The organism is Haliscomenobacter sp., assembly GCF_040403615.1.
Lineage (GTDB): Bacteria > Bacteroidota > Bacteroidia > Chitinophagales > Saprospiraceae > Haliscomenobacter.
The window spans coordinates 1-23,318 of record NZ_JBBAKG010000057.1 but is presented as its reverse complement, the minus strand read 5'-3'; the positions used below and the strand labels follow the sequence as shown (position 1 = coordinate 23,318).

The following is a 23,318-nucleotide window of genomic DNA, read 5'->3' as shown; positions in this document are numbered from 1 at the left end:
TTTCTCCTTGTTATAGTTCAGGTAACTCGTCGTAATCAATGCTATCACTCATAACACCAATAACATAGTTAGTTGACTCGTTCTCCTGGAGCGCAGTTTGTTTCTTGCTGGTGTCCACGTGCTTAGTAAACCAAGGTATGGGTGTGGATCGTGGATGTTCTTCTGTGTACTTGATACCAATTTCTTTGAGTGCGTTGAACGCTGTAAAGTCCACAAAGTCTTTGAGAATGTTGGCGTTAAGACCAATCACCGGACCTTTGTTGAACAAGTAGTCAGCCCAGGCTTTTTCTTCACGGATCACATCCAGATACATTTGATATACTTCGCCTTCGCATTCGGCCTTGACCGCGGCAAAGCGAGCATCTTCTTTGACCACCTGATTGATCAACCAACCAGTCCACTCTTTGTGTAGCACTTCATCTTGAAGTATCAACTGAATAATGTTGCCGTTACCAATAAAGATACGATTCTCTACCATGGCCAGGCTTGTGGCAAAACTCACCATGAAGCGGAATGCTTCCAGTGCGTAACTTGCGTTGAGTGCTAGCCAGATAGCCTTGATGTGTTCATGTTCTGTAATTATTTCGCCTGCTTCTTTGCGACAGTTGATCACATGCAATGCATCGTAGTAGTTGCCCACACTGGATGCCATGTCTACAATTTCTTGTGTGTCATGGATTGTGTTGAACACATCCTTGGGCACGTTGTAGATGTTACGAATGATATGACTGTAACTACGTGAGTGAATATTGGTTTCAAAGAATGTCCAGTTGTAGACCAGGGCTTCAAGTTCAGGAATTGAAACCACAGGTGTGAAAATTTGACTGGGACCACGTCCTTGCAAACTATCCAGTGCTGTTTGGCGCAACAGGTTTGACGTAAAGATATGCTTGACTGTGTCACTGGCATCCTTGAAGTCTTGTGCATCTTTGGTCAAAGAGATTTCTTCTGGCACCCAAAAGAAGCCACGTGCTTCTTGTTCGTACTTGACCAGTTTGTTATATTTGACTTCTTCAAAGCGTTGTATTGTTACAGGACCTGCTGGGTCCAAGAACATCTTGCGGCTGAGATAGTCAGTTTTTGTTTTTAAATTGTATTGTTGTTTTGACATAATTTTTACCAGTGTCTTATTGTATTTGCTATAATGAACCCACATGTTACAACATGTATTATAACCCAGAATGTTTTAAAAAATAGGGCTATTCGTGCTTCCCGAAGAGTTAGTACAGGCACGTCTGGACGATCATGATCTGACTCTCCCATCAAGTGCCCAGTTGCCCGGGCCCAAACTTTTTCAATGCTGTTCATAGCTTACAAGCTTCGCAGTCTTCTTCAAGATCAAAATCAATCTCAAGTAAGGGCACAGGTGCGTCTTCTTTGGCCATTTTACTACCTGCTTTGTTGATCAAACTGTAGTAGAATGTTTTCAATCCCCAGTGGTGTGCTTGCATCAAGTTCCGGGCAATCAATGTTGTGGGTACTTTACGGTCAGCAAAGTGTGCTGGGTTATAGAATGTGTTTGTTGAGATTGACTGATCAACATAGGCCGCTAACACAGCCGCTGTCTTTAAATATCCGTCGCAGTCTTTCTGCGCCCACATCATCTGATACTTGTTCTTGAGTTTGTGATACTCAGGTACAACTTGTGTAAGGCTTCCTGCTTTGCTTTCTTTTACTGAGATCAAACTCATAGGCATTTCAATACCATTGGTAGAATTAATTACAACACTGGAACTTTCAACAGGTGCAATGGCCATTAGTGTAGCATTGCGCACACCATATGCTCGCATATCAGCACGTAGGCTTTCCCAGTTCAGTTCAGGAGAAAAGTCTGTGAGTTCATTAACACCCTTGGCTCGTCTCTCCCAGGGAAAGATACCTTTACCATACCAGGTGTGGTCCGAATCTTTGCAACGGCCCCGTTCCTTAGCAAGTTCAACTGTGGCTTCGGTAAGGTAGAAAGCCTGATGTTCCATCCACGACTTGACTTCGGCCAAAGAATCCTTGTTACCATATTGGAGTCCTCGCTTGGCATGCCAGTAAGCCAGGTTAGTAATACCGATACCAAGCGGCTGGATTTCGTCATTTGATAACTGGCTCTGGATTGACAGGAAGTCTTGGTAGTCAAGTATATTACACAAGGATCTCTGCAGAATTCTACAAGCACGGCGCATGTCTTCAGGATTCCGGAATGCACCCCAGTTAATACTTCCCAACGTACACAGGGCGATTCGCCCTGCATCATCATCCAGGCGCTTAAACGGTTTTGTAGGTAAGAGAATTTCACAGCAAAGATTACTCTGGTAAATGGTATGATACTCAGTATCGAACGGACCTTGGTTCATGACATTGTCAATGAACACCAAATAGATACGACCTGTATCGGTACGTTCTTTTAGTATGCCGCTTTTGAATACTTCTTCAGCACTCATGGTCTTGGTACGTAGGTCTTTACGGTTTTCGTATTCAACATACAGTTTCTCAAAACGTTCAGTGTTGGCATAGAACGCTTCGTATAAGTCTGGAACTTGGTTAGGATCAAAGAATGTTATGTTTTCTTTGTTCTTGAATCTTCTCCAGAAGAAAGCACTAAGCACAACCCCATAATCCATATGACGGACTCGGGTTTCTTCTGTTCCTTGGTTGTTCTTAAGCACAATAAGGTCATCAAACTGATGATGCCAAATAGGATAGAATACAGTAGCACTTGCATTGCGGATACCTCCTTGTGAGCATGAGCGTAAATCTCCAAACCACTTCTTTAAAAATGGTATCATGCCGGTGTGCATGATTTCGCCGCCCCGTATGGGCGAGCCTAATGGACGTAGTCGTCCAATTTCCAAACCAATGCCAGCACGTTTGCTGGCATACTTGGCCATCATTTCCCCCGAGGCGAAAATACTGTCCAGATCATCATCCGAGCGAATGAGAACGCAACTTGAAAATTGTTTAGTAGGAGTACCAAGCCCTGCCAGTACTGGCGTGGCCAAGGTAAAGAGGCCGTCTGAAGCAGCATTGTAGTACTCCTTGATGTAGCGCATTCTTGCGCTGTTGGGTTCTTCCTTGTGAAATACAGTAGCGGCCGCAACCATATATCGGACTTGTGGTGTTTCATAAATTTCCTTTGTGGAACGATTCTTGACAAGATACTTTTCGATCAACTGTTCCACTGCCGCATAAGAATACTGCTCGTCTTTTGCATGATCAATCATGTCTTCCATGCGATTCCAGTCATCCTCTGAGTACCATTCCAACAGTTCAGGAGTATACAGGCCAGTGGCCACATTCCGCTTCACAATTTCATACAAGTGAGGAGGATCGTATGAACCGTATACGTCTTTGCGCAACATTGATAGTCGTTGTTTGCCGGCCACGTATTGATAGTTGGTATGTCCAACGTCAGGATTTGATTCTACGTCAATCAAATCCACTATGGCCCTGAGTGTAATGCCATCAATTTCGTGAGTTGTAATACCATCATAAAAATGTAACTGGGCTTTGATCTCTATCATGCTCTGGCTTACATCTGCTGTGCCTGCACAAATCTTGGCTATTTGTGCCTGCCATTTTTCCAACGCTAGTGGCTCGCGACTGCCACTACGTTTTTGTACTATAATTTGCTTCATTGTTACCCGATTTGTTGTTGTATTTGCTCTTGCGTAATGCTGTGGTGGGGGTTGAAATGCCCTAGAGTGATATTTAACATCTGCTCCGGATCCCAATTCAGTATATATTTCTTTTTGGCGACCAGGACTAAATTGTCGCTATCTACCTCGGCCAACACAGCATCCTGCAGATCTGACCGATCCAGCATAGTTATAGTATACAGTATTCCCAGCCCGCGAGCAAGAGGACAATAGAGATCGTCGCTCAATAATTGCCAAGGATCTGGCCAAAGCAGTTGATCGTCCCAGTGTAAATGGTATGCTCGCCAGGGAGTTTGAAACCACCAGGCATTAATGGCAGCAAGTGCTGTTTCCGCATCAGCGGTGGAGGCTTGTTGTCGGAGTTGTGCCCAACTCTCAAGCCTTTCGGCAAAAGTTTTAGGCCACATTAGGCTAGTTTTGTAACTGAATAATAAATGGTTCCAGCGGCGCCAGTACTGGTAGTCACATACTTCCAACTGACCACACTGGCTGCTTCAGTGACGCTGAATGTTTGTCCAGGCGCAGAATTTTGTACACCTGTATCACTACCTTGTAGACCAGTGCCAGACGCATCTGTGCCGGCTACTATGGTATAAACACCTGTTCTAATAGCCGTGCCTCGCGTGATAGTGTAGTTGATTTGCACCGCTTTGATATAGACTGCATCAAATGTCAACAAGGTTCTAGCACTGCTCACGTTATCGGCTAATGTGTCAGTGATACCGGCCATGCGTTGATAAGTGCCTATTGCTAACTGATTGGCAAAGTTGTAAGGAGTACCGCCACCATCGGAATTGTTTTGATAAAATGTGATGTTGCTCACATTCATGCCCAGTGCCACGCCATTGAGGTTGTTGAGTTGGATTCTTGGATGCACGCCTGTTGAATATTCCGTAGTGCGTTCAAACATGTCGCCCACACTCACATTGTTTGTTCCGTCAATGTCGATTACTGGAGTAGAAGGATTGTCAGTTCCCAAGAAATGGTTGCCCACATCATAAAATGCATTGTATGCTGAACAGTTCATTCCCACGTTTACAATTGATATGCCTTCTGCATAGATGTTGTCAAAATTGTTTTCTACTATACGGAACCCAGTTGGTCCCACTGCTGGTGGTGTATTGTTTCCTAAATACACGCCTTGGTATAACGTATCAAAAGAACAGTTGCTGAAGGTAACGCCTTCTATTTGTTCATCGGTATTGGTGCCCCAGGTCATGCCAGTAAATGTGCCATGATTCCATTCTATATTACTACACACATAACTGGCTGTGGTGTCAAATCTCACACAAGCAGTGCCACTTCCAGATGTTGTTAATGTACTAGTTGTTTCGGGCCCTGAAATATTTACACTTTCAAATGCGCAGTCTTGAGCGGCTTGCGCAAGACAGCCGTCATGGACCATGTTGGTCATGAACTTCATGTTAGAAATTTCAAAACTTCCTGGTTGCAAAGCACCATTAAGTCCAATATTGGCCCCAGTTTGTTGTAGACTGTCGGCGGTTCTAAAAATATAACCGGGTAAGGTGGTAGCGGTCCAATATACTGTGTCAGAAATAGAGGCACCTGTTGGCACAGCAGCCACGCTTCGATAATAACTGGACCCATTCTTTACCAACACACCAGTGGCATAGGCCACAGTGCTAGTCCAGGTTTGTACGTAAAAATAGATGATGGTACCTTCTGGTCCATCGCCATATAAGTTACAGTAAGGGGGTATATTTAATGTGTCACTGATTATGTAAGTGCCGGCAGGGAAATATAGACTACGACGTATTTGAGGATTAATTTGTCTACAATACAATTGATATAGAGCACGGTTGATATTGGCAGTGACATCTGTTACACCATCACCGGTAGCACCAAAATCTGTAATTATAGCATTGCTGTCCAGTCTTGATTGTAAACTTTGGCTTACTGGTGTACTTGTACTGGCACCTGTTTGTACAGCATAACTGGCAGATTCACCTTGGTAGGTGTATTCTGTAGCATAACTCAAAATGTCGCTGAATTCGGTCAGTACCTCAGTGTTGCCCACCACCGGCGCACCTTCTTGGGTTGTACCGTTGCCGATGTAGAGTCTGCGTGTGTCTGTTGACCAGCCTAGTTCTGCACCTGCTAGAGGTTCAGGTAGGTCAATGGCTAGACCTTTGCGTTGAGTTATTCTTGAGATTTGTACAATTGCCACAGTAATAGTCCTTGCGATATTACATATTTAGCATGTAGTACTGTTCAACCTTTTTCCACCACATGTCCCGATAACGGTCATATTCGGCACCTTCCAGCACAAATTCCTGATATACAGGCTTGCCTACAATGTTGTGCTGTTCATCTAGATCGGGCTTGACACACATCAAAATCACACCCTTGCGTATTTTTGTACCGTGCAATTCATTGTGTGCTTCTGCATAGGCACACAGTTGTACAAAATAGTCATCAATCCATTCACGCTTTTTGGGCTTATTAGTTTGTTTATAGTCTAATATGGCCTCTTCATTTAGATGAATGCCAGCACCATCTGTTGTGCCTGCATACACGCTGGGGAAATATAGCGGAACTTCAATGCCCCAGAATTCATTTACGTTGGCAAGTCCTTGATCAATTACCACATCTGCCATTGCGTGACTGGGCCAGGAGAAAGGATTAGATCCACGTTCTTTTCGCTCGCCCGTTTTGACATAGTGCTCAAGATAAGTGTGCATGCGTGTGCCACGATTGGCGGCTTCTGTTGTGATCTGCTGTGCTTTTTCTGCGCCCACACGTCGACGCCATTGATTTAATGCTTCAACTTTTTCTGGAGGTTTGGTCTTGTCCAGGATTGTGGTCACTGACGGCAAGTTGTTGCCATCGGGTGTGGCATAGTAACGCCGGCCCTCTATTGTGACTCGGGGAATAGGCTGGTAATCAAATTTTGGATTATACATAATTATAGTTAATTATAGACTATAATAGTCCAACTGTCAACTATATTCAAAAACTTTCTCCGCACCATTCATATCTTGCTGTATCTCGATTGAATCTAACCAATCCGTTTTTTACTAATGCAAAAATAATACTTTCGCTTTCGGCATGAAGTTTATTATGTTCTGCTACACTTGTTAGGTACAAATTTTCTAAATTATTATTTTGTTTGTTGCCGTCAATATGATGCACTACTTCGCCTTTTTTTAATCGTCGATTTAAATGCATCTCCATCACATATTGATGTTCTCTAATAGAACCAAATCCGGATCGATGCGGATAATCAATGCCGTATCTTATTTCAGGATACCCTTCTTTTTTAAACAAAGTTCCTGCTTTTTCTTTTTTGTGTTTAATTGCCCTGGCTTGGTAGCCCACTTGCCCGGCTAATTTAGATTTTCCATGTTCTAAAATACAATCTTTACAATATGATTTGGAGGTAATATCATATACTCCATTTCTTGATTTAGTAAATTCTATACCACAATTATCACACCCCCAATGAGTTAGTGTTTTGGTCCTAGTGTATTCAGTTAATTTACCAAACTTACTTTTTTTCTCGTAACTATTGGTTTCTGTGGATTCTTTTATAAACATAGATATCTCTTATAAATTTATATATCCCAAAGATATTAATTTAAGAGATTTTCAAGTTCATTTGGGTTATTAAACTCTAAATGATTCTCCACATCCGCAATAATCCCTGGCGTTGGGATTTGAGAATTCAAAGCCTTCGTTAAGACCCTGGCGCACATAGTCTACGGTCATGTTTTGAAGATACACGTTGTCTTTTTGATTTACCAGAACCACAAAATCTGGTTGTGCATAATTGATAACATATTGTTCGTCAACATATTCTTTAACGTACTCTAACACATAAGCGAGTCCGGAGCAACCTGTGGTTTTAACCCCAAGGCGAATACCAGCATAGTTTTTGGTTGTAACTAACTTTTGTATTTTGTTCCGTGCTGTGTCAGTGAACGAGATCATGCTTCTTGCGATAGTCTGCTACTGCGGCTTTGATGGCATCTTCTGCAAGAATTGAGCAATGGATTTTGACTGGTGGAAGGGCCAATTCCTCAGCGATGTCGCTGTTTTTGATCTTGCCTGCTTGATCCAGGGTCATGCCTTTGACCATCTCTGTAATCAACGAACTGCTGGCAATAGCAGATCCACAGCCATATGTTTTGAATCTTGCGTCAGTGATTATGCCATCACTGCCTACCTTGATTTGTAATTTCATCACGTCACCGCAAGCAGGCGCACCAACCATGCCGGTGCCAATAGTATTGTCAATTTCAAATTTACCCACGTTGCGTGGATTTTCATAGTGATCTACAACTTTTTCTGAGTATGCCATATAAACCTTTTTATAGTCAAGTATACACTATTTAACGTTTTGTGTCAACCTTTGGTTGACTGGATTGTTTAGACGCCGCGGTCTCGGTTCATTGCAGATTTGGCAGCACTTGCCACAATGTCTTGAGCCTTGTTCACTGGCATGGCAACATCTGGTTGTCCAGCACCTTTAAACATCAGTACGCCTGTGTTTGGATCCATAGGTTCCAACAAGTTACTGAGTGGCTCTTGGCTCACCACATCGGCTAGATTTTGAGCAGTGATATTGATGTCCAAATCATTGGCCAGTTTGATAAACGCATCCTGGCTGATTTCTTTTCGAGCATTGGTATCGTTAGCCCGGCCATTAAGGAACTGTACCAAGCCTGACAGTTGCTCCGGGTCAGGCGGTGGTGCCATGCCCATGTCAACTTCGAAGATTTTCATTATCTCTTGGCGCGGCCCAGCGCGGCAGCAGGAGGTTCAGCACCGGCTTCAGCGGCAGCGGCATCCAATTCTGCATCGGCGCCCATTTCAGCGCCCATGTCGCCTGCGGCGGCCATGTCAGCACCAGCGGCAGCCATGTCGCCTGCGCCTGCGGCAATGTCAGCGCCCATGGCACCAGCGGCAGCGGCACCGGCAGGGGCTTGTCCTGTTACAACATTCAATGCGGCGTCAAGTTGTTGCTTGGCACCTTGAAGATTCTGCACCAGGCCAGCCAATGCGGCAGTGGCATCTTGATTGAATTGTGTGGCTTGATCAATACCAACTTGATTCTTGATTGAGTCAACCAAGGCAGGCAATTCTTTGAATTGCAATTCTGTAACATCTTCCAACATGCCTTGCATCTTGTCAACCATGTCTTGTGCAGCCAACACCACTTGTGCTTGTTGTACTTCGCTTTCGTTGAGACGACGCATTGCACGACGCAAACGGCTTTCGGCCTGCATCATTGCGGCGCCGGCCACAAGTTTTTGTTCTTCAGGATTCAATTGTTGTCCGCCGGCAGATTTTTTCAATGCGGCAGCCAGTTTAGGATCCTGTGGCGGTTTTGCACCAGCAGGGGCGGCGGCAGCACCGATTGCGCCAGGTTGTGCCGGGGCGCCAGCAGTAGCACCAGTACTGGCCACAGGTGGCAACATGGTTTCTTTTAGTCTGGCACTCAGGGCCTGTTCCATCATTACCAGTTGCAAATACTTGGGATTGGTTTCACTGCGATGGCGGGCGGTTGTTCCACGGTGTTCTTTTAACACGCCTTGCACCTTGACCAACATCACACGAGTTTGGTTGTGTGACAATTGATCAAAACGAATACGTGAACCAAAGTAACTTTCGAATACTTTGGCAATTTGTTTACTTGGCTGGGGAGCCGCTAGTTCTTGCAGTTTCATTATTGAATCCTCTAATCTGTAGATATTTAGCCCGATTTACACAATTTTCTAATTCTGCGTCAACAGAATTATACAGGTCTATTTTGGGTTGAATTTTCATGTTTATGATTTCATAAAAATTTTCATGGCGTCCACGTTCGCCCACGGTCTTGCGACAGTATATATCTGCCGCTAGGGCCTGTTTTTTACGATCTAACACCAGTATCAAATTGCTTAAATTATACTGTTGTTGATGATCAGCAGTACACCAACTCATGGCTGATTTTTTACTGCTGAAACTGTGTATTTCTCTGTCCCATGTACTCACACAGAATCTTGTGTCACTGGCTTCAATACAGTATTTGCCAAAAACCACAATGCCACCTGCGCCATTATCTATTATGATACTATCAATATTGCGTTTGAGCTCACGTTCGGCCCAGGCTTCTAGTTTTTGTTCTCGGGTCATTTTATTACATAGTGGGAGATCATATATCCCAACGCTGCCATTAGCACTCCAATTAATCCCACGGCCCAGTTGAGCAATTGATTGTTGCGCCGATCGTTCATTTGAGTCACTGTTTCATGTATTTCTCGAGCAGTTACTTTGACCGAAGAGACGTCAGTTTCTAAATTCTCTAGTTTGAGTTCCAGGTGGCGATAACGCTCTGCACACAGTTCAACGTGCGCTTCAAGACTTTTCTTTTCAATATCAGTTGTGTCAACCATGATTACTCTCCAATGCATTATTTACCGCAATGAACCAAATGTTTTGATCTTCGCCATTGGTGGTGATAGTGGGAGCCAGACTGGGTTGTTCTGTTAAGTTCAACATCATGGGTATCCCTTCACAATCGACTCTGAGTCCAGCCAAGGGATCAGAGTCTCCGTGCATTTCGAATACGCCTTCACTTTCACTTCGAAATTCAAATTCCCATACCCCGTCCGTTTCTACAGGCACAGTGAGATCAGCAGGTTGTGTTCGCAAACTTATAATTTGTAACAGCGTTTCCCAGTTGCGTTGTTGGTTGCGTGAATGATTCCAGTCCAGTTGATTATTAACTGATTGTCCAGCACGATCCACAAAAGGAATTTCGCTTGATCTGAAATGTCCTGTCACACCAGTGAGACTACAATCGAAAAGGGTACGGCATATGATCTTCATTCTGTGAGTATTTAATGCCAAAAAGAAACCCTGGAGTTTTTACGTCCAGGGTTGGTTAACTAAAAATTAGTTATTAAGCAACCAAACTAGTGAACGTAGCCGCATTGGATACGTTGGCAGTTGGGATACCAATGTTCAAGCCACCAGTTGCATTGGCTGTTTGAGCAGCCGCTACCAATGTTGCTGTTGTGTAAGCACCGCTTGGGTAGATAGCAATGTTGATTGTACCTGCTGTTGCACCTGCTTGGTAGAACGCAATTGTTCCGCCTGCACCGCCGCCAGTGATGCCAGCACCAGATTGAACTGCTTGGAACACGTTGTTCAAATAACCGTTGACGTTACCAGCATTTGTCAATGCGGCATTTGCTGTCAATAAGAAGAAGTCTAGCTTTGGGCCAGACAACATCACTGGACCTTGGGCCGCGACGTTTGCTGTACCAGCGATAGAACCGTTTGCTACGTCCAGTGCAAACACTGGTTGGGTAGTACCATTTACTCTTGTGAATGTTGCCATTTCGATTTTCCTTTAAGTTAGTGGTCTCTATGGACCTGCTTTTATTTAGTCAATTTGGAAAAATCATGCCTGTTGCGGATTGTTTCGCTGACGATTTTGTGCCGCAAATGCATTGGGATCAAATCTATTTACTGCTTTTGCATAGCCTACAGGGGTGGCCATGACCCAGCCTTCTTGTCCTGGGTGTTCAGTATCTGCTTGACGTAACAAGTGCATTTTGACATCATGTAGCAAGTTAAAAGCATTAAACGCCGCAGCCAATGCAGGGGTATTAGATGTAGGGCTGTTCAAGTATTCCACAATGTTACGGAACTTTTGTGGTGTTACTCGGGTCTCCAGCCACTTGCCAAACTCAGGCAATAGTGTGGCACCGTTGAGCGGGCTGCCAACTTTGGTGTTGATAAAGTCCACACACAGTTTTGCCAGGTCTGTGATCTTGTGTGCTCGTAATTCTGTGGGATTAAACAGCGTGTCAATTGCTCGACCTTGAGATTTAATTAGTTGTTTGAGTTGTTTCTCAGCGTTGGTTTCAGTTTCGAGTGCCCGAGGACTTGCTGGCCTTTCCAACATCAGTCCCGGAACCTCGTTAAACTTTACTCCGCTCAGTGGCTGACGTGCATCACCTGCATCTGCATACATTGAGTGTATGGCAATACCGATGTTGCTAGAACCAATGCGTTGTCCCAGTGCGCTCTTGACAGGAATTTTGTATTCCACTGTGTTGGGTCGAAACACATAGTTGCCTGCTTCCACAGGCGGTGTTGACATGTACAACAAGTCGCCTTTGACATAGCCACGGAAGTTAGGCGGTAGTGCGGCCTCTAGCACAGGAAACAGTTCTGCGTACAAATTAATCAGTTCAGTTCTGTCACCTGAACGTTTATTTTGTATGTCTGCCATCATTTTAGGACTTGTAGCAAGCCCATCGTAGCCTTTGGCTTCAAAGCCCGAACCATCTGTCAACACAAACTCGCCATTGAGTGGCTTACGGCCAAATATCACAGCAGGTTTGCCGTCCCACTTGGCGGTGACTGTCTTGGGTTGTTGTGTAGCATGGCCAACAATTTCCAGTGCATCTCGAATACCTTGTGTGCCACGGCGGAACACTAGATCTTCCAGGTGCTCAATACCCTTGGCTCGGCCACCCACACCAGATTGTTCTGCTTCTACAAGAGCAACGTAGCCCCGATTTACAATACGGTCACGTAATCGTGCTAGAAAGTTCACGTCACTTTCGGCCACACCCATGTCAGGTTCTTTTACGCCCTCACGTGCAATATACTCACGAAAGTCTGCCAGTTTGGTATCACGATCAGGATCCATTGCCAGGGCCTTGTAAATACTTTCCACAGTCATCAATTGATTGCGTTTGTACTGTGGGGCCAACAATATACCAGCGGCTTGATCTGGATCCATTGTGACCACTCGATCTGTTTGACGACTGATGATGCCTTTGGCTGAGGCTTTGAGTCCCAGTGCTTTGGCGATGCTTGACATCAGCACATTACGAAATACGCCTTTGTAAGCCGATCCTGTGCCACCACCTAGCCAGAATGTTCCCCATTCTAAATTGGGCATGAACATAAAATCTGTTTGCACATAGCCACGCTTTGGATCACCTTGTATGGGTGTTTTGAAATGCACTGCTTCGCCTGTGAGGCGTGTCCAGTCTCGGGGATCTTGTTTGTTTTTTGTGGCCCAGGCATCTAGTATGCCCTTGAGTTCGGCCTTGGTTATTTCGTTGGCATCCACAGCAAGATCCAAATCACCTGAGTCGGGTTTCTTGCCTGTCGAGCCCAGCCACTTGACGGGAATCCCGTTCTCATCTCGATCATGTGATAGATCAAGACCTGTGACTGTTTCCAGCCAGGCCACTGTGCTGGCGATGTCCCCTTGTTTGATGCGTTGTGTTAGTGGCTGGCCTTGTGCATCTTTGAAAACATTGCCACCTTCATTGAGATACATCATGCCAATCCAGCCTGTTTACGCAAAAATGCCATATGTTGAGGATTATTAAAATCTCTTGTTACCCAGTCTTGTCCAAGATTTATTTCATAATCATCAGGATAGGGCAATCCAGTAGGTCTTGTGGCTGCTTGGCCTGGTCTAACTTTTACTCCACCAGTAACACCACCACCGCTGTTATCAAACGCAATAATACCTTGTGCTGGAGCAATACCATCAGACATAAGACTTTTCCAGGCCTGTGCTGTGTTGACACTGCCCTTGGGATCTATTGTGGCTTTGAATATTTGATCGGCGGCGGTTTGAATTGCCTGTGTGATCACTTGTGCCTGGCTTTTGGATAATTGATCAGCACCTGCATATTGTTCTAATCTATTATAATCAAAGCCGCCGCGTGGTTGAATGGCTTGTCCAATGATATCATCTAATTCAACTTTTAATGTGTTTTGACTGTCAGGCGTCATGTCGGCTGGTCCAGTAGAAGGTGCTCCAGTAGTAGGATTTTTGCTAATAGCCACAGCAGATTTAACTCTTTCTGCCCAGTTTTTCATCATAATCGGCATTAGAGTTTGTGTTAGTTTTTGTCCCATTCTCAGAGCATCGGCTCTATCCATTGATGGGCCTGTTTTGTCACCTTGTGCTAGGTCTGGACCTGCGACGCCAACTTTACCCAGGGCTGACCCTAGCCCAGTCGCAAGTCCTTGAGCAAATCCTGCTTCGTTTAATTTGCGTTGAGTTATTTCATGAATCTGCATTTGTTCTCCTGACAGATCGCGAAAACTTGCCAGCATCTTTGGTGCGTATGGCATTGAGCAGTTTGCGTGTGAGGTTGTCTGCTTGCTCTGCACCAAACTCCGATTCAATCTGTTCAATCAGGCGTATGGCACTGGCAATCACGCTGTCAGCCCTAGTTTCAATGATCAGGCGGCGATCCAGCTCCACATACATTGAGTCTAATTCTTCTAGCAAACTTCGGGTCTTTTTCTGCATTCGATCTGGGCCTTTGGATTATTTAGTGCTTTTTAGATTCTAATAAATATCTATTATACAGGATCACCCATGACAAGTCAAATCAACCCCAACAACATCGACGGCCAATACCCCGTTGCGGGCCAACCCAACAACACACAGGGCTTTAGAGATAATTTTACCAACATCAAAACCAATTTCCAAACAGCCGCAACAGAGATCACTGACTTGGAAAACAAAGGTGTTTTCAAAGCCGCACTAACAGGTACCACACTTGACAACAACATGGCGGATAACTTAATATACGCCGTTAAATTGCAAGACGTTAGTTACACGTATGTGCAACAAACTGCCACCGCAGGTGCTATTCCTATTGATTACTCAGCCGCACAATATCAATTGGTTGCGCCCACTGCCAACATTAGTTTGAGTTTTTCAAACTGGCCCGCCGCGGGATCAGAAGGTGTTGTGTACGTTGACGTTGTGGTGACCAATACTGGTTATACAGTTACATTGCCTGCCGCAGTCAGCGTGGGCACAAGTGGCATCCAAGGATATGCCGCTAACGTGATCACTTTTGGGGCTACTGGCACATACAGATTTGCATTCAGCACAGTAGATTCAGGCACTACCGTTGCCATCTATGATTTGAATCGTCCATTGTTGGCCAATGCCGGAACTGGTATTGGGTACGCCGCAGGAGCAGGAGGCACAGTAACACAAGGCACAAGTCGCACCACAGGTGTTACACTAAGCAAACGTTCAGGTGCCATTACATTGTTCACCGCAGCCGGTACTTCAGCATATACCAGTTTTACAGTGACCAACACTTTGGTAACTGCAACTGATGTGATTGTTGTGAATCAAAAATCTGGCACCAACGTCTACAATGCATTTGTTACTGCTGTGGCTGCTGGCAGTTTTAGAATTACGTTTAATGCTGTGAGTGGCACAGCCTCTGATGCACCTGTGTTTAACTTTGTGGTGATTGAGGGCGTTGCGGCTTAATTTGATTTGATCTGTCCCAGCAGTTGTTTTAGTTTTGCACTTTGGACATCTGCTGTGACTTTGCCTGTGTCCTGTGGTGGTTTTTCCCAAGCAGGTGTTCCTGTAGCACGTTCCCACGGTGGAGACGAGTCACTTGACTCTCCAGTATCGGCAGCCTTGACTTGGCTTCGTGCCTTGATTGAATCCATGATCGAACTTTGTGGCTTGTTGTAACCAGTTCCCTCGTCTCCGCCTTCATCTGTGATACGCATGGTTTCAATGTTGTACTCCAGGTCAATCTTTTGACCAACACCTGTTGAACTACGACTCTTCATACATTGTATTTGATACTTGCCACGCTCTTTCATGGCACGGCTTGTAAAGATACCAAACACGTTGTCTGCTGTGTTGATTTTAGATATACCACCTGAAATATGCGAGTGATCAAATTCAATTTCCTCTACTGCACTACGGTTCAACTGCGATGCAGTGACCATTAGCACTGCCAACTCTTTGGCCAAGTTGCGTAGTTCTTCTGACACATACTTGTCTTTCACGAACAAGTCGTTGGGCGACACCTTGGCACTAACTGGCATTAGCAGGTCCAAATAGTCAATCATCACAAAGTCAACTTTCTTGCCGGTTTGAATTTGATACTCTTTCAAATAAGCACGGATATCATTGATATTGCTTTGTGCCGGCAGGCCTTTGACTTGATAGTTGCCCGACTTTTTGGCTACAAGTTTTACCTTGAGTTCTGTTGTGTCCATATCACGTCTGATGTCCTTGGTGCTCATGTTGGTCAACATGGCATCAGTTCGCAAACTTGTTAGTTCTTCTGAAAGTTCTAATGTAATGTAAACGCCACTGAGCCCTTGTTGCAACCAGTTCAGTGCAATGTTCATCATGACCAGTGACTTGCCCGAACCTGAACCTCCGGCAAAGATGTTGAGTTCACCTCGACTGAATCCGCCATACAGCAATCTATCCAGTTGTGGCCATCCTGTGCTTACTTGCCCGCCCGAGTTAAAGTATTTCTCAATGCGAGCCTTAGGATCAGCAAAGTAATCCGTGCCCATGTCTTTGGTGAGTGATATTTGTACTGCATCTTTGATAAGTTTCTCAACGGGTTCAAATTCGCCTTTCTCCAGCAAGTCTGCTGACTTCAAAATAGCACGTTCAAGTTCTTGACGTCGGGTAAACGCTTCAAACTCACCCATGAACCAGTCAAAGTGGCCTTCGTTCAAGTCCGGCACTGCGGCAAGTTTGATGCCTGTGGTTGCCGAAATCTGTGACCTTTCGGGCATGGTCTTGTGTTTGTCTGTGTGTTCTTTGATGAACTCAGCCGCTGGTCTCAAACTTCGGTCAAAGTTCTGCGGGTTGTAGATGTTTTGAACACGCACATAACTTGTTGCATCTTCCAACATCATTTCTAGAAATAGTCTTTGGACATCAAGTCCGTATTCTTTTAACAAAGTTTGTCCTTTACGCTTGTTTCAAAAAAATGTCGGTTGCCAGCAGGTCCGTGGTGCCCGTGCCAACCAAAATTATCATAGTCTGCTGGCCGGTTGATATTTAAGTTGACATCATACATGGAGCCATCAAATAATTTACATCTGTTGTGATTTACACAATAATCTAGTATGTATTGGCTTGGTCCCCAGTGATTGGTTGGATCTAAATTTTTACTGAGATTTACAATAATGTAGTTAGCGTCGCAAGAATCCAACCACCGAGTTATTAAAAATACCTGTCGTAGCACTTGAGTTTCGATCCAACTACGATCACTGATCAACACTGACAATCGATCAAGTTCCTTGTACTGCAAGTTTACCAATCCATGATGGCTTGTGACATTACTGGGTTGTGCCTGCCAGGTTTTTGTATCAAATACGGAACTCACTAGTGCTGTGTCTTGGTAATTGTCAAACACAGTAATTCTTTCCAATGGCGGCAGGCCAATGACAAAAAAGTCTTGATCAAAGTTGTATCTTTGTTGTTCACCTATTAGCATTTGACACACACTGTCAAAACTTATTTTGGGTCTGCTACAATTGATCACAGTATCAACACACAATGCAGAAGCAGTTAACCCCCAAAAACTTTCTTGTGGGGAAACACAAATATCCGGTGTACTGTAACTGTCGCCAAACACCCAAAGCCTATTGTATTTTTTTGACAAGTTGTCGTTTCCTTATTTCTATTTTGATTCGACTAGTTTCTCTTGAGGCCATAATAGTTAGCAAGGCCCCTAATCGTCCTAGTTTTATCACAGCGTCATTGACGTCTTTGCAACCTGCTGGCCACTCGGGTATGCTCACTGCCCAGCCCAGTTCCACAGCACGGTCAATAAGTTCTACACCTGCGACATCTTGGTCTGGTACCACAGTAACTTCACGTCCAAGACTGCGAATCAATCTTGCTTGGCCATCGCTGATGGTGTTGTGCATCACAGCAAGCCCACCAATTGAGAGTGCATCAAAGATGCCTTCCATCACCAGCACATGTTGCCAGTTGGCATGTTGTAGATCTGTGCCAAACACATAACCCGGCTGTGAGTGATTGATGTACCGGGGCTGTTTGTCATCCAAGAATCTAGCAGTCCAACCAATAACTTTGTTGTCATAAGTGAACGGTACTAACACAAACGGTCTAGTCCAATGAACACCATCTGTCTTGATTGATGTCATTATGGGAAAGTCTTCTGGAACACTGCGCCGGCGTATGTAATCCCAGTATACCGGATGCTCAGATGTGACCACTTCCGAGAACGGAGGAAAGTCATCTGCTTCTTCAAACTCAATAGCACTTAACGTATTGAATACTCGTTGCCGATCTTCCAAAATGCCGTGTATGCTACGATGCCGCAGACTTTCAAGATTGAGCATGTCAATCTCGTTATCCGGTACACCCATCCACCCTAGTAATCGTCGGGCTTTGAAACTAACAGTACGACCTAGAATAAAACTGGCCGTGTATGAGCAATTGAAGCAATGATAACTCCAACCCGATTCGGTTGCCTTGATGCCACCACGTCCACGTTTGTCTTGTGAGTTGCCATTATGGGTGCAACATACCGCATTGAAACTCAGCCAGCCCTGTGGACTGGGTTTTCTTTTTGCAGGTAGATAAGCAAGTACGTCTAGCATCTGTTGATTATAACAGATTAGTTACACTAGATCAACGATATTGAACGTTTTGTACTCGTCCGTTTGTGAACAGTGCTGTGGCACTTACGTTGCTTTGGAACTGAACCGGCAAATAACCTGATCCGCCATTGGTGATAGTGACACCAGCCACACCACCGTTGGGATCAATTGTACAGGTGGCAGTTGCACCAGAACCATCACCTAGGATTTCAACCAAAGGCGGTGCCACATAGTAAACGCCGGGGTTGGTAATACTAACCGAAGTTACCACAGTATTTGTAACTTGTACAGTACCCGCGGCACCATAGCCGATGGAGTTGTTGAATGCCAATCGCAACAGTGGATGGTAACCAACTACGTTGAGATAATCACTTACAGTATCGCATAGATATTGTCTTGACTCTGTGACATTGTACCAGACTGATTCATAGTTTTGAGCAGCCTGTATTTTGACTGTGCCTGTGTAGCCTACCAGGTCATACTTGACTGTGGTCAGGCTTGCGCCGTTTGTGGGTATAAAACTTGAGTAGAATTCGGTTGATTGGATGGCGTTGATTGGCTGTGGTGTTAGCGCCCAGTCCGGCCATTGTGTTGGACCCACGCCAAAGTAGTTGTTCTTGCCGTACATGTCAGGCACTGTGCATTCTGCGGATGGTATGTGCTGTGGCAATATTGAGTCCACAATGTTGCAATCTGCTCTGGCTTGGCTATTGGCATCCGTATAGGCGGCTTGTACATAGTTGCCTGCTGTGCGTTGTATGCTGTAACTGGCAGGTTGTGCTTGAATGTTAATGGTGTCTGTGGTATCCAGCACCACTTTGACTCTGCCTAGTGCAGAACTTAGTATTTCCATGGGCTTGGTAACCAGGAGTTCATCTCCTGTTTGATTTACCACACGGAAAACAAAACTAGAACCTGCAATATTCACAGGCTTCTGGTCTTGATTGATAAATTCAAAGAGTAGAACGTTATCCACTCCTTTGTTGATTGTTAATTGTTTTGCGTACACTGGGTCGTACCTCTTTGTAAAATATCCGCCACTGGTGTCTATCAAAAGTACCCGGACGAGTTGTTGGTATAAGTAAACGGTGGTTGAATACATAGGATCCTCAGCAAGTATTTATGGGTAACAATATCTTTGAAAAATTGACAGAAAAATATCCCTTCATAACATTGTGCGTTTATGCCAATGCAGAATATGTGGGTGTGGTACAGAACAGGGACGATATTGTTACAACTATCTACGACTTTGGCAGTATCTTGGACCAGGAATCCAAGGTACTATTTCTAGAATTAGCATCAACTTGGTGGTGGGAAAGCAATCGATCAATCCCCATAAACATCTTTTTACGCCGAGACTGGGAACAGTTCCGCTATACCCTACGCACTTTTGTCAACAAAGATTTGGAAATACTACACGGTCCTGCTTGCAGTTTGCTGGACATAGTTCGCAAGAAAAGTAAACGTAAATCAATTACTCTTGTGCGACGGATGGACTAGTGAGATTCATGTGCAAGGCTACCAGGGCCGCGTAGGAAACTGCGTGGCTTTTCTTAAATGTGTAGCCTCGAGATTCGTCCCCATCCCATACACTGGCAAACACTTCTGCCCAAGGGCATGTTTGCAAATGTGCTTTGCCAGGGCGTATAATGGATATAAAGGCTGCCATTCTGGGTATGCTATCTGGTTTCATTACTCTAAGTAGGTCTGTATAATTGCCCACGTGTACCAGTTGGCTGGCCCAAGTACTATCCGACCACAGTCGTTCCCAGGGCGGTGTTGCAGTCAACATTGCCTCATAGTGTGCAGGATCACGAACCAACTGATACACACTCATGTTCAAAAAGTCCAGTTTAAAATAACCACGTTGCTCTGCTTCTTCGTAATCTATGGCGGCGCACTGATTGACAGGATCCCGAGGAATGTCTGTTACATAGATACCCGAGTTGTGCCGGCGTCCATTGCTTTGTCGTGCAGGCACATGCTGAATCAGTCGCAACACAGTTTCCCTGTTGGCAAAGTCAATATCAATATCTGCGCTCATACTTTACACAATGCGGCTGCAATTTTAACAACATCTTCTGCACGATCTCTAGCCAATAAGGCATCTGCTAGTGTGGGGTGAATTTTTGCCAACTCTAGTAATTGTTTTTCTTGTTCCATTTTGCGACGAACCCACTGAACTGCTTCCTGTGTTACGCCGTCCAGTTCAATCTGTGGAATACTCGAACTGAACTGCACCCAGTCTGACCCGTTGTATACTTCAAAATTTGATCCATTGTACCGGACCATGCCTGCACTGGGTCGACTCATGTCAACATAAGGTGTGCTGAAATTGTTGGCCGCAACGTAGATGCCCGGTCCCGGTGTGATATTTTTAATCATGTTACCATCCTGCCTTGTTCAATATATCTTTCACATACTCTTGATCTGCTGGGTAGTTTACAAACTTCTTTTGCCAAGCGTCACTATCAATGTAGGGCCAGACCATGGCCACTTGTTCTGTGCTCAGTTCACTCAGAAACTTTTGTCCCGATTCTGAATTGTAAATTACCCAAGGACTTATACGTCCAGCCGCAACAGCATAACATAGTGCATTGGTATTGCCATAGCGCATCCAATCATGTGGGGGATTGCCTGTTTCTTCTGCCCAACGTATGCTGTGTTCTATTGCACGAGCCAGCGCATCATCTACCGCTTCCACACGCAGGTATTCTATCAAGTACTCTGTATAGATTTTGTCACTGCACCAGTGATCAATTTTCTTTTGTGCTTTCAACAACCAGGTCATGAAACGTGGAGGAGCAATCACATGAGTGTTTACACAATAGTTTCCAAACTTAACAAATGCCCGGTAGTATGGTGAGTCACAAAAGTCATCGTGTGTTTTGTTCCGGGCCGATCCTTGCATGGTTTCATAGAACTTGATGTATGCCTGGAAGCCCATGCGTACTCCTACTTCGTCTCGAGCAAGTCTTCTGCGTTTGGGCTCACAAGAATGCACCAACATGGATGATTCTTTCATGAACGTTTTCTTGCAATACTCACACGTGAATGTCATTTCTTGTCGTTGCCTGCGGCTCGGTTGTATGCGTCTATTTCTTTTTGGGTTGTTATCTGCGCCATGACATCTATCTCGTCATCTTTGTAGGTGGGGTACATGGCCATCAATGCCTTGCGTTTGGCGCTGAGTCCTGCTTCTTTTTTCTTGGGGGCTATCCAAGGATGCCTTGGTGTGCCCATGCCTGGACTTACACTTGTGGCCATGAGCCAGTGTAGTTTAGGATGCTTGCTTACATCAAAGAAGTGTTTGTTCAGGCGCTCATTGCAACTGATCACATAGAACTCTTGTAATTCTCTTGATCCTTCCACTGCACTTCCCCAACGTATCATGAGATAGTTTGAAAACTTCTTGCGCTCTTCTGGGGTCAAGTCGTCGTAGAATGTTCTGACCTTACGGTCGAACATGCGCATCTCGTTGGCAATGTTTAGTTTATCACTCATCAGTTTTGGTCAGTCGATAGATCATTATAGCATGAGCCAGTGCATCTTGTAAAGTGGGATTGGTTTTTGCCTCACGGCGAATTTGTCCCCACAGTTGGTCTTCCTTCATGTGATCATGTAAAGGTCTACCGTCGTTGGTTCTTGAATCCCATTGGTGTGGTATCTTTTGTCCTGTAATGGGATCATAGTCATATCCTACGACTGTTCGATCACCTGGACCAGCGCCAAACTCCCGAGCGTAAACCACACCATTGGCACGTTCGTATATGTACTTGGTGTCAGGTTTGAGTTGCGACATTACCAGGCCAGATTGTAGTTGACAATTTCACAGTTGCGGCTGACGTCTTTCACAAAGTACGCACAGTCGGGTTCAGCATCATCATTCAAGGGCACGGCCAGCATTTGGCCATTCTTGAGTTTGGGTGCGTACCAGTTGACCTCATGATACACATCTAGTATTTCGATGTCCGGGAAACTGGGTCTGTAACTGCTTAGTGGATTGAATTGAAATACTTTAAAGCCTCTGTCATTGATCGAAGTCAACGGTAGCACTTCAAGATCTCCAACATCAGGCTCTCCAATCAAGATCTGCCAATCCATGGGCATTTTGATTGTTTGTGTTCCGATACGCAACACCAGGGCAGGAGCATTAAACGACTCTAAAAAGATCAGCGGGATAAAGTGATAGTCTGGATCTGCTGGATTTGAGTTGTCAAGTATGGCAAAACGCATGTCATCTACTTCCTCAGGCAGTTGATTTAGATCGTAGTAAGTGTTGTCTAGTGTTAGTATTCTCATAGTTATATGTTACAGGATTGTGATTGAAAAGTCAAGCGATTTTCATCCACTCTAATTTTTCTGAACTGAAAGGATAGTTGGCTTCCCGGTAGAACTGTTTGCGTTTGGTCAAGTGTCGCTTGGCAAACTTGCAGGTTGAAGTGATGTCCCAAATTTGCACATGATCTTTGTCCTCTGCTTTTCGGATACCTCTACCAATTGACTGGATAACCCTAACAAAACTCTTGCCAGGTTCAATAAGCACCAGATTAAAGATTCGCGGTATGTTAATTCCAACCGCTGCCACACCGTAAGTGGCCACAATGATTTTGTCTGTTGAGTCTGCAATTTGATCATATTCTTCTTGCCTTTTTGTTCCTTTTGTTGCGCCTGACACAAACACTGCTTTGTCTCCCAGTCGTGCAACCAATTCATTGCCGGCAGCAACTCTGTCCACCAGTACCAGGGTGTTGCCTGTTTCGTTTACCCGACGGATTAGTTCGGCCATGGTGTCCAATCGGCCTGACTCTTCCAGCAAGTATTTTAGTTCACTTTGATATTCTTTGTATTCCACATGGTCTACCAGTTGCACAATGTTCACGTGACAATTGGCCAACACACCTTGCTGTTGTAGTTCATTGGCGCTCAAGCGACCAATAACCGGGCCAAGCCCTACCAGCAGAGCCTGACTTTCAAACTTTTCTTTGGGGATAGTTCCAGTCAACCCCCACCGAATTGGCACTCTAGCCATCACACCTGTCAGCAGAGTTTTGAGGGCATCAGCCTTGGCCATATGTGCTTCGTCTACAATAACGCATACCACACCTTCCAAGAACTCGTCAATGGTTACTTCACCTGTGCCTGCTTTGGTATTCTTCAACAGTATGTTTAGACTTTGCCAAGTACAAATAGTGTGTTGGCGCCCGTACTCTTTTCTATCGCCAAAATACACACCAACATCTTGTTCCATGT

At 44.8% G+C, this 23,318-nt stretch carries 29 protein-coding genes; 1 reads left to right on the top strand and 28 read right to left on the bottom strand.

Features of this window, described 5'->3' with window-relative positions; all coding sequences use genetic code 11:
• Nucleotides 1-10: 10 nt before the first annotated feature.
• From ABW391_RS17825 to ABW391_RS17745, 17 genes are all read right to left on the bottom strand, one after another.
• Complete coding sequence (locus tag ABW391_RS17825; RefSeq protein ID WP_353483260.1) at nt 11-1,111, bottom strand: ribonucleotide-diphosphate reductase subunit beta; 1,101 nt, start codon at nt 1,109-1,111, stop codon at nt 11-13.
• 193 nt (nt 1,112-1,304) lie between these two features.
• Complete coding sequence (gene nrdA, locus ABW391_RS17820; protein ID WP_353483259.1) at nt 1,305-3,626, bottom strand: class 1a ribonucleoside-diphosphate reductase subunit alpha; 2,322 nt, start codon at nt 3,624-3,626, stop codon at nt 1,305-1,307.
• Between the two features lie 2 nt (nt 3,627-3,628).
• On the bottom strand, nt 3,629-4,054 hold the full coding sequence (locus tag ABW391_RS17815) for a hypothetical protein (protein ID WP_353483258.1): 426 nt from the start codon (nt 4,052-4,054) through the stop codon (nt 3,629-3,631).
• Nucleotides 4,054-5,835, bottom strand: a complete 1,782-nt coding sequence (locus ABW391_RS17810) for a glycosyl hydrolase family 28-related protein (RefSeq protein ID WP_353483257.1) — start codon at nt 5,833-5,835, stop codon at nt 4,054-4,056. The genes ABW391_RS17815 and ABW391_RS17810 overlap by 1 nt, the downstream gene beginning before the upstream one ends.
• 19 nt (nt 5,836-5,854) lie before the next feature.
• Nucleotides 5,855-6,571, bottom strand: coding sequence for a hypothetical protein (locus ABW391_RS17805; protein WP_353483256.1), 717 nt, complete (start codon nt 6,569-6,571; stop codon nt 5,855-5,857).
• Nucleotides 6,572-6,617: 46 nt separating this feature from the next.
• Nucleotides 6,618-7,205 (bottom strand): HNH endonuclease signature motif containing protein, encoded by a 588-nt coding sequence (locus ABW391_RS17800; RefSeq protein WP_353483255.1) that lies wholly within the window; start codon nt 7,203-7,205, stop codon nt 6,618-6,620.
• Nucleotides 7,206-7,274: 69 nt separating this feature from the next.
• The gene (locus tag ABW391_RS17795; protein WP_353483254.1) at nt 7,275-7,598 is read right to left on the bottom strand and encodes a HesB/IscA family protein; all 324 of its coding nucleotides are present in this window, start codon (nt 7,596-7,598) and stop codon (nt 7,275-7,277) included.
• On the bottom strand, nt 7,582-7,968 hold the full coding sequence (iscU, locus tag ABW391_RS17790; RefSeq protein ID WP_353483253.1) for a Fe-S cluster assembly scaffold IscU: 387 nt from the start codon (nt 7,966-7,968) through the stop codon (nt 7,582-7,584). Before iscU ends, ABW391_RS17795 begins: the two co-directional genes overlap by 17 nt.
• 68 nt (nt 7,969-8,036) lie before the next feature.
• The gene (locus ABW391_RS17785; RefSeq protein WP_353483252.1) at nt 8,037-8,393 is read right to left on the bottom strand and encodes a hypothetical protein; all 357 of its coding nucleotides are present in this window, start codon (nt 8,391-8,393) and stop codon (nt 8,037-8,039) included.
• Nucleotides 8,393-9,337 carry a hypothetical protein gene (locus ABW391_RS17780; protein WP_353483251.1) on the bottom strand — a complete coding sequence of 315 codons (945 nt, stop codon included), beginning with the start codon at nt 9,335-9,337 and terminating at the stop codon, nt 8,393-8,395. The genes ABW391_RS17785 and ABW391_RS17780 overlap by 1 nt, the downstream gene beginning before the upstream one ends.
• A complete protein-coding gene (locus tag ABW391_RS17775; protein ID WP_353483250.1) occupies nt 9,300-9,785 on the bottom strand; it encodes a hypothetical protein in 486 nt (161 codons plus the stop codon). Before ABW391_RS17775 ends, ABW391_RS17780 begins: the two co-directional genes overlap by 38 nt.
• Nucleotides 9,782-10,045, bottom strand: coding sequence for a hypothetical protein (locus tag ABW391_RS17770; RefSeq protein WP_353483249.1), 264 nt, complete (start codon nt 10,043-10,045; stop codon nt 9,782-9,784). The genes ABW391_RS17775 and ABW391_RS17770 overlap by 4 nt, the downstream gene beginning before the upstream one ends.
• Nucleotides 10,038-10,481 (bottom strand): hypothetical protein, encoded by a 444-nt coding sequence (locus tag ABW391_RS17765; protein WP_353483248.1) that lies wholly within the window; start codon nt 10,479-10,481, stop codon nt 10,038-10,040. The genes ABW391_RS17770 and ABW391_RS17765 overlap by 8 nt, the downstream gene beginning before the upstream one ends.
• Before the next feature lie 73 nt (nt 10,482-10,554).
• Complete coding sequence (locus tag ABW391_RS17760) at nt 10,555-10,995, bottom strand: hypothetical protein (RefSeq protein ID WP_353483247.1); 441 nt, start codon at nt 10,993-10,995, stop codon at nt 10,555-10,557.
• 63 nt (nt 10,996-11,058) lie between these two features.
• Entirely contained in the window at nt 11,059-12,963 is a 1,905-nt protein-coding gene (locus tag ABW391_RS17755; protein ID WP_353483246.1) for a DUF6267 family protein, read from the bottom strand.
• Entirely contained in the window at nt 12,960-13,751 is a 792-nt protein-coding gene (locus tag ABW391_RS17750) for a hypothetical protein (RefSeq protein WP_353483245.1), read from the bottom strand. The genes ABW391_RS17755 and ABW391_RS17750 overlap by 4 nt, the downstream gene beginning before the upstream one ends.
• Nucleotides 13,702-13,950, bottom strand: coding sequence for a hypothetical protein (locus ABW391_RS17745; RefSeq protein WP_353483244.1), 249 nt, complete (start codon nt 13,948-13,950; stop codon nt 13,702-13,704). The genes ABW391_RS17750 and ABW391_RS17745 overlap by 50 nt, the downstream gene beginning before the upstream one ends.
• 69 nt (nt 13,951-14,019) lie before the next feature.
• Between ABW391_RS17745 and ABW391_RS17740 the strand changes: the two genes are divergently transcribed.
• Complete coding sequence (locus tag ABW391_RS17740; protein WP_353483243.1) at nt 14,020-14,937, top strand: hypothetical protein; 918 nt, start codon at nt 14,020-14,022, stop codon at nt 14,935-14,937.
• Here ABW391_RS17740 and ABW391_RS17735 read toward each other — a convergent pair.
• The 11 genes from ABW391_RS17735 to ABW391_RS17685 all read right to left on the bottom strand — a co-directional run.
• A complete protein-coding gene (locus ABW391_RS17735; RefSeq protein WP_353483242.1) occupies nt 14,934-16,391 on the bottom strand; it encodes a DnaB-like helicase C-terminal domain-containing protein in 1,458 nt (485 codons plus the stop codon). The genes ABW391_RS17740 and ABW391_RS17735 overlap by 4 nt on opposite strands.
• Nucleotides 16,385-17,098 (bottom strand): hypothetical protein, encoded by a 714-nt coding sequence (locus ABW391_RS17730; RefSeq protein WP_353483241.1) that lies wholly within the window; start codon nt 17,096-17,098, stop codon nt 16,385-16,387. Before ABW391_RS17730 ends, ABW391_RS17735 begins: the two co-directional genes overlap by 7 nt.
• A complete protein-coding gene (locus ABW391_RS17725) occupies nt 17,079-18,065 on the bottom strand; it encodes a toprim domain-containing protein (protein WP_353483240.1) in 987 nt (328 codons plus the stop codon). Before ABW391_RS17725 ends, ABW391_RS17730 begins: the two co-directional genes overlap by 20 nt.
• A 31-nt stretch (nt 18,066-18,096) precedes the next feature.
• Nucleotides 18,097-19,041 carry a hypothetical protein gene (locus ABW391_RS17720; protein WP_353483239.1) on the bottom strand — a complete coding sequence of 315 codons (945 nt, stop codon included), beginning with the start codon at nt 19,039-19,041 and terminating at the stop codon, nt 18,097-18,099.
• A gap of 498 nt (nt 19,042-19,539) precedes the next feature.
• On the bottom strand, nt 19,540-20,109 hold the full coding sequence (locus tag ABW391_RS17715; protein WP_353483238.1) for a hypothetical protein: 570 nt from the start codon (nt 20,107-20,109) through the stop codon (nt 19,540-19,542).
• Entirely contained in the window at nt 20,106-20,450 is a 345-nt protein-coding gene (locus ABW391_RS17710) for a hypothetical protein (protein ID WP_353483237.1), read from the bottom strand. Before ABW391_RS17710 ends, ABW391_RS17715 begins: the two co-directional genes overlap by 4 nt.
• A gap of 1 nt (nt 20,451) precedes the next feature.
• Nucleotides 20,452-21,090, bottom strand: coding sequence for a hypothetical protein (locus ABW391_RS17705; protein ID WP_353483236.1), 639 nt, complete (start codon nt 21,088-21,090; stop codon nt 20,452-20,454).
• Between the two features lie 32 nt (nt 21,091-21,122).
• Nucleotides 21,123-21,569 carry a hypothetical protein gene (locus ABW391_RS17700; RefSeq protein ID WP_353483235.1) on the bottom strand — a complete coding sequence of 149 codons (447 nt, stop codon included), beginning with the start codon at nt 21,567-21,569 and terminating at the stop codon, nt 21,123-21,125.
• Nucleotides 21,562-21,867 (bottom strand): hypothetical protein, encoded by a 306-nt coding sequence (locus tag ABW391_RS17695; protein ID WP_353483234.1) that lies wholly within the window; start codon nt 21,865-21,867, stop codon nt 21,562-21,564. The genes ABW391_RS17700 and ABW391_RS17695 overlap by 8 nt, the downstream gene beginning before the upstream one ends.
• Entirely contained in the window at nt 21,867-22,367 is a 501-nt protein-coding gene (locus ABW391_RS17690; RefSeq protein WP_353483233.1) for a hypothetical protein, read from the bottom strand. The genes ABW391_RS17695 and ABW391_RS17690 overlap by 1 nt, the downstream gene beginning before the upstream one ends.
• Before the next feature lie 31 nt (nt 22,368-22,398).
• Nucleotides 22,399-23,318: helicase-related protein (locus ABW391_RS17685; RefSeq protein ID WP_353483232.1), on the bottom strand; the 920-nt coding region annotated here is incomplete at its 5' end.